The sequence below is a fragment of the Cupriavidus sp. NPDC089707 genome (assembly GCF_044748965.1).
In the GTDB taxonomy this organism is placed as follows: domain Bacteria; phylum Pseudomonadota; class Gammaproteobacteria; order Burkholderiales; family Burkholderiaceae; genus Cupriavidus.
Window position 1 is genome coordinate 110,573 of sequence record NZ_JBIVHB010000010.1, and the last position, 10,913, is coordinate 121,485.

At 65.7% G+C, this 10,913-nt stretch carries 8 protein-coding genes; 2 read left to right on the top strand and 6 right to left on the bottom strand.

The features are described from left to right. Positions 1–73: 73 nt before the first annotated feature. Genes ACIP1U_RS17880 through ACIP1U_RS17890 form a run of 3 tightly spaced genes read right to left on the bottom strand, consistent with a single transcriptional unit; the run spans position 74 to position 3,965 of the window. Entirely contained in the window at positions 74–2,311 is a 2,238-nt protein-coding gene (locus ACIP1U_RS17880; protein WP_400317240.1) for a polysaccharide biosynthesis tyrosine autokinase, read from the bottom strand. Next, complete coding sequence (locus ACIP1U_RS17885; RefSeq protein WP_400317242.1) at positions 2,308–2,781, bottom strand: low molecular weight protein-tyrosine-phosphatase; 474 nt, start codon at positions 2,779–2,781, stop codon at positions 2,308–2,310. The genes ACIP1U_RS17880 and ACIP1U_RS17885 overlap by 4 nt, the downstream gene beginning before the upstream one ends. Before the next feature lie 14 nt (positions 2,782–2,795). After that, on the bottom strand, positions 2,796–3,965 hold the full coding sequence (locus ACIP1U_RS17890) for a polysaccharide biosynthesis/export family protein (RefSeq protein ID WP_400317245.1): 1,170 nt from the start codon (positions 3,963–3,965) through the stop codon (positions 2,796–2,798). Positions 3,966–4,575: 610 nt separating this feature from the next. Between ACIP1U_RS17890 and ACIP1U_RS17895 the strand changes: the two genes are divergently transcribed. Both ACIP1U_RS17895 and ACIP1U_RS17900 read left to right on the top strand, forming a co-directional pair. After that, positions 4,576–5,829, top strand: a complete 1,254-nt coding sequence (locus tag ACIP1U_RS17895) for a lipopolysaccharide biosynthesis protein (protein ID WP_400317248.1) — start codon at positions 4,576–4,578, stop codon at positions 5,827–5,829. Between the two features lie 45 nt (positions 5,830–5,874). Further along, positions 5,875–7,056 (top strand): hypothetical protein, encoded by a 1,182-nt coding sequence (locus tag ACIP1U_RS17900; RefSeq protein ID WP_400317251.1) that lies wholly within the window; start codon positions 5,875–5,877, stop codon positions 7,054–7,056. A 51-nt stretch (positions 7,057–7,107) separates the two neighbouring features. On the opposite strand, the gene ACIP1U_RS17905 is transcribed toward ACIP1U_RS17900, so the two are convergent. The 3 genes from ACIP1U_RS17905 to ACIP1U_RS17915 all read right to left on the bottom strand — a co-directional run bounded on the left by ACIP1U_RS17905 (position 7,108) and on the right by ACIP1U_RS17915 (position 10,784). Beyond that, the gene (locus ACIP1U_RS17905) at positions 7,108–8,193 is read right to left on the bottom strand and encodes an acyltransferase family protein (protein WP_400317253.1); all 1,086 of its coding nucleotides are present in this window, start codon (positions 8,191–8,193) and stop codon (positions 7,108–7,110) included. A 72-nt stretch (positions 8,194–8,265) separates the two neighbouring features. Further along, positions 8,266–9,579 (bottom strand): NAD(P)-binding domain-containing protein, encoded by a 1,314-nt coding sequence (locus ACIP1U_RS17910; protein ID WP_400317255.1) that lies wholly within the window; start codon positions 9,577–9,579, stop codon positions 8,266–8,268. Then, entirely contained in the window at positions 9,576–10,784 is a 1,209-nt protein-coding gene (locus ACIP1U_RS17915; protein ID WP_400317258.1) for a carboxylate--amine ligase, read from the bottom strand. Before ACIP1U_RS17915 ends, ACIP1U_RS17910 begins: the two co-directional genes overlap by 4 nt. Positions 10,785–10,913: the final 129 nt, after the last annotated feature.

The window sequence follows — 10,913 nt, forward strand, 5'->3', positions numbered from 1 at the left end:
CGGCCAAGCCGGCAATCAAGCCGGCAATCAAGCCAGCAATTGCCGGGAGCGCGGCGACAAGTCCTTGCCGCCCTCAGGCGCGCTTGGCCGGTTTCCCGCTGTATTCGCCGAGGTAACGGTACTTGCCGAAGTAGTAATGGGCGCGGTACCAGCGACCCTCGATGCGCAGGCCGTTGAGCAGTACGCCTTTGACGTCCGCTCCGCTCTGCTGGAGCATCCGCTGGGATGCCTGCAGCTCGCTCACGGTGGTCTTCTCCGCGCGCGCCACCAGGAACACGGCGGCTGCCTTGCCGGCAAGGATGCCGGCGTCGGTCGCCGCCAGGATCGGCGGGGTGTCGATGATGACCAGGTCGTAACGCAGCGTGAGCGTGTCGATCAGGTTCTCCATCGCCGGGCTGAGCAGGACATCCGCGGCATGCGGCGGCTCGCTGCCCGTCGAAATGAAGTCCAGGCCGGGCGCCACTTCCCTTTGCACGACTTGCTCGAACGGCGCACCCAGCAGCAGTTCGGTGAGCCCCGGCGTGCGCCGGGCGCCAAAGCGGCGATGCAGGGACCCGCGCCGCAGGTCGGCGTCGATCAGCACCACGCGCTTGCCGCTGGCGGCGATCGCCGAGAAGTTCGCGCAGATGAAGGACTTGCCCACACCGGGCGCGGGCCCGGTGATGACCACGGTCCGGTTCTTGTTCCCGGCCAGTGCGAACTGCAGGGCGGTGCGGAAGCTGCGCAGCGTCTCCACGGCGGGATCGTCAGGCTGCCGGCGCACCAGCAGCCCGCCACCGTTGGCGTCGTCCTGCGTCTGTGCCTCCTGCGCGGTAAAGGGGATCGTGGTGTAGACCACCATGCCCGTGCGCCGCTCGATCTCATCGGCATCCGCCACGCCGCCGTTGAAGGCGTGGCGCAGGATGACCCCCGCCAGGCCGGCGAACAGGCCGAGCACGACCGCCAGCGTGGCAATCACCTCGCGGTTCGGGCGGATCGGGTTGATCGGCACTTCCGCCGCATCGACCAGGCGCGAGGTGCCGACCTTGCTGGCCTTCATCAGCTTGAGCTGCTGCATGTCGTTCAGCAGCGACTGGAGCATCTCGGTGCTGACTTTCACGTCGCGCATCAGGCGCAGTACGTTCTGCTCGACGTCAGGCAGCTTCTGGATGCGGCCGGCCAGGCCGTTGATCTGCGCGTTGACGCTGGCGATCTGGCCGTCGATCAGCGAGATGATCGGATGGCTGGGCGTGAAGCGTGCGTCCAGTTCCTGCCGCTTCTGGCGCAGCTCCTGCAGTTTGGTCTGGAGCTGCACCGACTGGTTCAGCATCAGCCTGGATTCCTCGGGCAGGTCGACGGTGCCGCGCTGGTTGCGCATGGCGTTGTAGCGGTTCTCCGAGGTTTCGACCTGCTGCCTGAGCTGCGGCAGCTGCTGCTCCAGGAAGGCCAGCGACTTCTCCGCTTCGGCGGCCTTGCGCAGCACGTTCTGCTCCACGTAGGCGTTGGCGATTTCGTTGAGGGTGCCAGCCACCATCCTGGGGTCGCCGCCTTCCAGCGAGATGCCGATCACGCCGCTTTGTCTGCCGCGCTCGGTGATCACCAGCCTGCTCTGCAAGCTGGCGATTGCCGCGCTGCGCGGCACCCGGCGCAGGTCGAAGCGGACGCCGCTGCGCGCGTCGAGCTTGCTGACCAGCAGGTGCATCGGACCAGCCGGGGTGGCGACAGAGAGAAGCTGGCCAACCTTGCCGTTGGCCTGGACCTCGCCGCCATTGAACGACACCGAGTAGCCTGCGTCGCCGGTCGCCGTCAGCAGGATCCTGCGATCCTCCATCGACTCCGGCACGTCCAGCTGCTGCACGGCAATCGCTTCGCGGCCCCAGGCGTAGCCACCCCATCCGAACAGGCCAGGCTCGGACAAGCGCTGGTTGAAGTGCGCGATGGCGGGACCGACCAGCGGAAAGTAGCGCGGCCGTGCTTCGATATCGAGACGCAGCGCCGCTATGGCCTTGCCGACGACCATCCGGGAGCGCAGCAGTTCAATCTCCGCCGAGGCCTCCGGCTTGATGTCCAGCCCGGGCGATATCGACGTGGACAGCTTGCTGGCATTGCTCAGCGGGCTATTGGTCTCTTCCACCTGGACCACGACGTCGGAGCGGTAGACCGGCGTGGCGACCATCGCATAGAGCAGGCCCAGCGCCACGATGACGACGGCGGTGCCCAGGAACGTCCAGCGGTAGCGGACCAGGATGTCGAGATACGAGGTCAGGTCGATGGATTTCTCGCGCTCGACGGTTTCCTCGATCGCGTCATCGCGCTTGCTTATCGTTCTCATGTCGCCTCCCTGTGGCTGTCAGTCGCGGCAACGGAGCTCTCCCTCTCCAGTTGCGACGACCATGACGAGATTCCCTGCTTGATCAATTCCAGGACGATGCTGAACATCTGCTGCGAGCAGCCGTATGGGTCGGGTATGTCGAGGTCCAGTCCTTCGCAAAGCCTGAACGTCTTGCCGCGCGATTGCGGGAAGCGCTCCTCCAGCGTTTCCCGCTGGAGGCTCTCCATGACCAGTACCAGGTCCGCGGATTCCACCAGGGCATTGTCCACGGCGCGGGCGCGGTGGCCGGCCAGGCTGCAGCCTTCATTGGCCAGCAAGCGCACGACGCGCGGATCCGCCGCGGCGCCGACCGGTGGCGCCAGCCCGGCGGAGGTCACCCTGCAGTCAGGCAGGGCGCGGTTGAGCAGCACGGCCGCCATCGGGCTGCGGCAGACATTGCCGAGGCAGACGACGAGGATGGTTCTTTGCATACCGGTTCACTCGCTTATTTGAGTCCTGACGCCGTGCCCAACAGCGATGTGGACGGCAGAAGCAGGTTCATCACCCGACTCCAGCGAACCAGGTCGCGGGCGTCGACATAGACTACGTCTTTCGGCTCCAGCTCAAAGCCTTCGGCGATGGCCAGCGCAGCCGGCGACGTGCCGTCCAGGTGGAACACCTTGGGCTCGCCGCTCGCCTCCTTGCGGATGACGAAGATCTGCTCGGCGTTGGCCGTGCCCGGGTTGACGCCACCTGCGTCACCCAGCGCCTCGTTCAGTGTCATGCGGCCGTTGCGCATCAGCAGCGACGATGGCTTTGCCACTTCGCCAGTCACGAAGATCTTGTTGTCCTCGCGTTGCTCCACGCGCACGATGTCGCCGGAGCGCAGCATGATGCGCGCCGGATCGACTCCCTTGGCCAACATCGCCGGGATATTGACGTACCAGCTGCGTTCGCCGCGTGTCACCCGTATCCGGCTGTTGTCGCCGGTCAGGTTGAGCACGCCGCCGGCACGGTTGAGCGCTTCGACCAGCGTCATCGGCGCGTCGTCGATGGCAAGCATGCCCGGGGTGCGTACTTCGCCGTCGACGTAGACCCGCTGGCTGCGGAAGCCCAGCACGCGCACGGTCATCTGCGGGTCGCGCACCACCCGGGACAGGATGCGGGCCATCTCCTTGCGCACTTCGTTGGCGGTCCTGCCGGCAACCTTCATGACGCCGGCATAGGGGAACTGGATGTCTCCCTGCGGGCTCACCACGTAGCCGGGCAGGTTGGAGCCGCCGCTTGACTGCGGGATCTCCAGGCTGGCGGCGGGGCTGTAGGTCTGGGTCGGGAACACCAGCTCCGGGTGGTCCCAGACCACCACGGAAATAATGTCGCCCGGGCCGATCCGGTACGGCTCGGCCTTGGCGAACAGCTCTTCGACGCGCTCGTTGGCCGGCTTGCTCTTGCTGCGCAGTTCGCGCACGAGGTCGAGCGTGATCGGCGTCACGCTTGGCTTCGCGTCGGGCCCGACCGCCTTGATCGGGGCATTGCTGTCGAAAACCATGCCGGGAGAGGCGGCGCAAGCGGACAGCAGCGCTGCGCTCAGAAGCGGCAGCAGCAATGCCGCCGGGCCGCGGCGCCCGGCTTGGTTGGGACGACGCTGGATGTTACGACTGCAGATTGATCTCACGGCGATCTCCTCGCGAAGCGGGCAAGCACCCAAGCCGGCACTGCACCCACGATGCGCTGATCGTAGGAATGCCGGCCAGAAAGCTCGGTGCGCTGACACACATTGCATGCGGGCGGAGATGCCCCAAGGCTGCCGGAGCCAAGGCAGCACGGCACGGACCGCGGCCGGGCTCCTCCATCAGGAGGAGATGGGCCATCTGGACGATGCCGCTGCCAGGGCAAGGCTGTAATCTGCGGGGAACCACCGTCGCTACGGCAACATGTCTGGTCAGCGAATCGAGCATAGGCAATGGTCCGTGAGACCGACACGGCAGGATGTCCCGCAGTGTGCGGGGGACAACAGTGAGCGCGGCGGCGACACTGACAGAATGCTTAGAATCGGTGCAGGCTAGGGGGGCGGACCTTCAGAACCAGGGCGCTGTCAGGGCGACTCGGGCGGGGCACGTGGCCAGCAACAGCAAGCTTTGCAGGGCAGCGCCGCGTAACGATGCCTGATCGATTCCTTTGCGGAAGGGTTCCACTGAAGGCCGGCAAGCCCGGCAGGCCGCACGGTACACCCGCCGGCCGCGCCGGCAACGATGTTACCGATCTTCTTTCCGGAGAAACCTGGCATGCGAATGCAGATTGCCCGCAATGTGCTCTGGCTGGTGCTGGAGCGGGGCCTTCAGGTGGTGTTCGGCATCGTGAGCGTGGCCCTGATTGCACGCGCCGTCGGGCCTGAAGGCTTTGCGGAGTTCCAGTACGCACAGTCGCTGGTGCTGATTGCCTCAGCGTTCGCACTGATCTGCGGCAACGAAGTGGTCGTCCCACGCCTGGTCGCTGACCAGGTGCCGGCCGCACAGCACAAGCTGCTGGCCCATGTCTTCGGTTTGCGCGAGCTTGCCGCGATGGCGGGCTATGTGCTGCTCGTGCTGGTCGTGGCGATGACGGAAGAGAACCAGGTCATCGTCGTGATCGTCATCATCGTGGGCATTCCCATGCTGTTCCGCGAACCGTTCGGCGCGGTCCGCTCATGGCTGCAGTCGCGCACGGACAGCCGCCCCGGGGTAATTTTCGGCATGGTTGGCCTTGCCTTCCGGATGGTTGCGGTCGGGGCGCTATACCTGGCAGGCACTAGCTCGGCGCCCGACTATGCCTGGGTGGTCGCCGTGGAGTCCCTGCTGTTTGCCGTGCTGCTGGGCCGCTACTACCACAAGCGCAGTCCCCGCGTCGCGGTGCAGTTTGACTGGTCGCTGGCCCGGACGCTGCTGCGCGACGGCACCGTGTTCTGGATGGGCATGATGCTGATGCTCTGTGCGAAACGCATCGATCAGCTGCTGCTCAAACCGCACATTTCCCTCTTCGAGCTGGGCGGCTATGCGGCCAGCATGCAGGTCCTGGACAACTTCATGATGCTCGGCGCGATCGTCGCGAGCTCGGTGGCACCGATGATGATCTACGCGCAACCGAGCCTGACCCTGGTACGGCGCAACGTGATGATCGTTGTCGCCGGCATGGTCGCGATGGGCGTGGTGGGAGGCGCGCTGCTGGGCTACTGCGCGCCGTGGATCATTGCCCTGATCTACGGCGACCACTATGCGGCTGCGGCAAGCTTGCTGCGCCTTTCCGCGATGGCATCCGGACTGGTGTTTGCCGATGCGGCGCTGACGCTGCTGGTGATCTACCTGCGCAAGCCGAACTGGCTGGTGGAGAAATGGCTCCTGGTGCTTTCCACCATGGTCGTGGTGGACCTCATAGCGATCCCGACCTACGGTGCCCGCGGTGCCGTCTATGGCTATATCGCGGGCAATGCGGTGGCCGTGCTCGCCGGCATCGGGTTCTTCCTCCGGTCCCGCGAGCCGGTCGCGGTGGAGCAGGTGGCGTGACCGTAGCGCGCCTGCAGTGACCAATTCTTGCTTAGGGCTTCGACCATGGAATACGCATCTTCCGCGTGGCATGTACTTAGCGCGACGCTCGTGCTGCTGGCAGGCGCGCTGGTGACGGTGAGCATGGGCCGAAAGTTCGGTACCGGGCCCAAATGGGGGCTCCTGCTCTATGCCTGGCACACGATCTTCTGCATCTTCTACGCGAAGCTGGTGATGGAGACTGGCGGCGATGCAGCGGACTACTTCGAGGCTTCGCTGGCGCCGTCGCCGGAGTTCGCGATCGGCACGCACGCCGTGACCTATTTCACGCATATCTTCACGAGCTACCTTGGCCTCTCCTACCTGGGGGTGTTTCTTGTCTTCAACATCTTCGGGACGATCGGCCTGCTGGCATTCGATGCCGTGCTGCGGACGGTGACTGCCGGCAGGAGCCGGTTTCTGCAAGGCCTGGCGATGGTGATTGTGCTGTTGCCTTCGGTCAGCTTCTGGAGCGCCGCCATCGGCAAGGATTCGGTTGCCTTCATGGCGACCAGCCTCGCGCTGTGGGCAAGCTTGTCCATGCCGCGCCGCAACTGGCTCATGATCATCGCGATCGCCTGCATGTTCCTGGTGCGGCCGCACATCGCGGCGGTGATGATCCTGTCGCTCGCGGCCGCGATGGTGATCTCGGCGAAGATGGCCTGGAAGTGGCGGCTCGCCCTCGTCAGCGTGGCAATGGTCGCGACCGCGGCCGTCGTGCCGTTCACCATGCAGTACGCAGGCCTGGGCGAGGCGAAGGATGCCGCCACCATCGAGGCGTATATCGAAACGCGCCAGGGCTACAACCAGCAGGGCGGGGGCGGTATCGACATCGCCGGCATGTCGCTGCCGATGCAGCTCTTCACTTATGTCTTCCGGCCTTTGCCGTACGAGGCGAACGGCATCTTCGGCCTGGCAGCGTCGCTGGACAACGTGGTGCTGCTGCTGCTTGCCGTGCTTGGCATCTGGGGCATGATCCACCGGCGTGGCAGCCGTGTGATTTTGAAGAACCAGGCGTTCCTTTGGATCTACTGCCTCGGGGCCTGGCTGATCCTGGCGCCGATGACTGCGAACCTGGGCATCTCCGTGCGGCAGAAGTGGATGTTCGTGCCGATGCTGGTTTGCCTGCTGATCTGCAGCATCAGGGAGAGGCAGGTCAGGCGCCGCGCCCCGGCGGCGGAGTACGGGGCCCGCACCACCAGCCGCTGAATTGCCAGCCGCTGGTCACCGGACCGGCGCCGCGCGGCCCCTGTCCCGCAGTCACGTGTTGGCCATTGTCTTGACAAGCCGGGCCTTCCCGGCGATCCGGCGATTGATATAGCTGCGCATTGGCTTCTCGATGGCGAGATGCAGCAGGATAGCGATGCCGACAGTCAGCGCAAGCAGCAATGCCGCCTGCACGATCCCCGGCAGGGTCGCCAACGCTGCCACCTTGGCCCGTGCGAACTCGAACATGTATTGGGGAATGCGTTGCACGATGTAGATGCAGTACGAGACTTCGCCGAGGAACACCAGGCTGCGCAGCGACAGCACACGGGTCAGTGCATCCTTGTTGTAGGACAGGCAGAACACCAGCCCGGCCGCGCCCGCCACGAACAGGACATCCACGCCAAGGCTGATGCCCAGCAGGCAGACGCATAGCGACAGCATGCCGCCAGCGCGGAAGCCTTCATGGCGCGGCGGCATCGCTTCGCGCAATCGGCAGAGCAGAACCCCCAGCAGGAACTCGGGGACCAGCCGCGCCACGCCGCCGCTCAGCGACAAGTGATCGGGGGAGGTGGCTTCCACGGCTGCCAGCGCCGCCAGGGCCATGCCGCCGGCCAGCAGGATGCGGGCCCGGTTCAGGCGAGGCGCTGCCAGCAAAAAGAGCGGAAAGAATACGTAGGCGAACCACTCGGCGCTGACCGACCAGCCGACGTCGTTCCATCCGCTGCCGCCGGCGTAGCGCCACGCACTCAGCATCAGCATTTCCCTCAGGAAGTTGGATGCGGTATAGCCGCCCGTGCCGACGTTGTGCGTGTGCAGGAGCAGGTCGCGGGCGATCGCGGCGAGCACGAAGGCGAGCAGGCAGGCGAGGTAGACCGGGTAGATGCGGGCGATTCGCGCCACGATGAACCGCTTCCACTGTATCCGCTTACCCGGGGCCGGATCGTAGTTGTAAGCGAGGATGAAGCCGCTGAGGACAAAGAAGCCGTCGACGCCCAGGTAGCCGTGGTCGAACCACGTGCTGGTGAAGCCGATATCGAAGAACGTACCGTCCGCCCCATAGGCATGGAACCAGTGCCTGCACAGTACCCATAAGGCCAGGAACAGCCGCAGGCTCGTGAGAGGTTTGAATTGATGCATGAGAGGCCTCCGTGCGCTCGTTGCCAGGGCCGGTGGCACCCGGTCGGGGGTGCCATGGCACGCTCGTGCGTCCTATTCGGCCGGGAGCTTGGCTTCCTGGAAGGCCGCCGACGGGTGCGGCAACGCGCCGGGTCCGGCTTCGGCATGGCCCTGCGGCACGCCAAGCGGCTCGAAAGGACGGATGCCACCCTCCTCGGCATGGCGAACGCTGACATGCTGTGCAATGCGGGGCGCGGCATACTTGGCGCCGTAGACGAAGCGCAGTACCGGGCCGAAGCTCATCGCTGCCGCGGGGCCGGTGACGTAGAGGCCGGGCACGTGGGACTCGAAGTTGCGCGACACCTCAGGCCAGCCATCGACGAGCGACAGTCCCGCGACGATCTCTGGCGACAGGAAGGGATGTCTTGCCAGGTCGACCCTGAAGCCGGTGGCGACTACGACGTGGTCGCCGGTGACGGTTGCCGGGCCGCTGTCATTGCTCACCTCCAGCACCGCCTCGCCGTTGCGGACCGTGCCATGCCGGACGGTGGTGTGCATCTGGACATCGACCTTGCCGGCCACGCGGTCGCGCAGCCACCACGCGCCCGAAGGGCCGAACGAAGTCTCGGCGATACGTTTGCGCAGCCGCTGCCCGAGCGCCCGGAACACATAGGGAAATTCCGACAGCACATACGGGTACCATCCCTGGGCCAGCCCGCCCTCGGGGTAGAGCACCCGCGAGATCAGGCTGCGGTCGATCTCCGGATCCTTGTTCCAGGTAATGATGCTGTCGCGGACCAGCACGCGGACATGGGCACCCAGCTCGTTGAACAGCGCCGCCAGGCCGAGGGCCGACTGCCCGCCGCCGATGATCACGATGCGCTTGCCGCGCGCCCACGTCAGGTTGCCGATCTCGCCGGAGTGCAGCACATGCGGCCTGGGCAGCCCTTGCAAGGACGGCGGCATGTGCTCGAACCCCTTGAGCCCGAGGGCAATTACCGCACGCCGCGCAAGCAGTGCCCCCCCGTCGCTCAGGCATACGCGGAAGCCGTCATGCTGGCGGCGCAGCTCCGTGACTTCCACCGGGCGCACGTGGCTGACCAGCTGCGACTGGAACCAGAGGCCGTACTCGACAAACCTTTCCAGCGGCAAACGCATGCCGATCGGGGCATATGGCAGATGCATGCGGCGGCTGTAGTCCTCCAGCCTGTAGCCGGCGAGGGGCGCATACAGGTCCGAGGCAAAGGCCTCAGAGCGCATCAGCATCCCGGGCGGCATGAAGTTGCGCCAGGCAAGCATCGGCTCGCCGAGCACCTGGTGGGGCACGCCAAGATGACTCAGGTGGGCCGAGATCGACAAGCCATATGGGCCGGCCCCGATAATCGCGGTATCTGTGGTCGACGTCATTGCTGTTCCTGTTGGACCTGCTCGCGACGATTGGAAGGAAACCAGCCGTTCCACCGCTGACGAAAGCGTTCGAGCGGTGGGTTCAGGCAGTAGTGGTGGACGGCCGGCAGCGGGTCATCCCAGCGAAAATAGCCGTCAAAGGTTTGTGCCCCGGGTGGCATCAGGCCGGCCGGCGCCCCGCGGATGAACGTGGCGCGCCAGACTGCGTCGGGCCAGGTCGGGGCACAAGGCAGGTCGGGCAGTTCCAGCTCATGGCGATACGCCGCCAGCGGGATGTTGACGCCGCACAGCGTGGCGATTTCTTCCTGCCAGTCAATCCGCCCGACGGTTGGCTCGATCATCACGAAGCGCTGGTGCTTGTCGTCCCACTTGTATTCCATGCTGCCCATGCCGTCGAAGCCGGCACTCGTGGCGAAGTCAAGCGTGATGCGCCCGAGTTCCGCATGGGCTTCCGGCGCGCCGACGCAGACGGCGGTGCTGCCGATGTCAAGCGGCCAGCAGGCCAGCTTCCTGCCCGTAAACACTGCTGCCGCCTTGCCATCCTCGCCGCGGTAGAAGAGGGTGAAATAGATATTGCTCTGCGGGCCTTCGATCCACTCCTGCGCGACGATGCCGCCAGGCGTGCGCAGCATGACGCGGGCATGTTCCTGCCCCTCGGCCAGCGATTCCACGCGGATGGCGCGCTCCTTGTCCCCGCTCAGCGCCTGGCGCTTGTCGTCGGGTTTGATCACGCAGGGAAAGCGCAGGGAAGAGAGTTGGGGCACGTCGAACTGGCCGTTCAGGATGACCGTGCGGGGCACCGGGAAGTCATGGTCCTGCGCAAAGCGGTGGAAGGCGGCCTTGCTGCTGAGCATCCGCACGCCTTGTGCGGATGGCAGGCGGAACCGGTACCACCGCGACAGTTCCTCGCGCCCTTCCGAGACGCTGTGGACGGCATCTTCGTCCGTCAGGTACAACACCGGCCGGTGCCCCAGCCGGCGCGCCAGCGCAATCATGTCGTCGATGAAGCCGCGCCCCACGAAGCTGCGAATGCCGTGCCGGCGGGCATGGCGGGACCAGGGTGCTGCCGCGGCGCGCCTGGTCTCTGCCACGATGACGGGAATCCCCTGGTTTGCCAGAGACCGCACCAGTCCAAGCCCGCCGAGTTGACCGCCGACGACTACCGCCGCGGGCATCTCTGCCGCATCGAGCCTGCTTTTCATCATGATCTCCAGGAGGGAACAAGGCTGTCCAGGACAGCGGGTGCGCAGCAGCGTGCCGGATCTGGCCCGCGGGCAAGGAGGTGTGCACCGGGCCAACACTGCAAATCTAGATCGACGCAAACGGGGTATCCG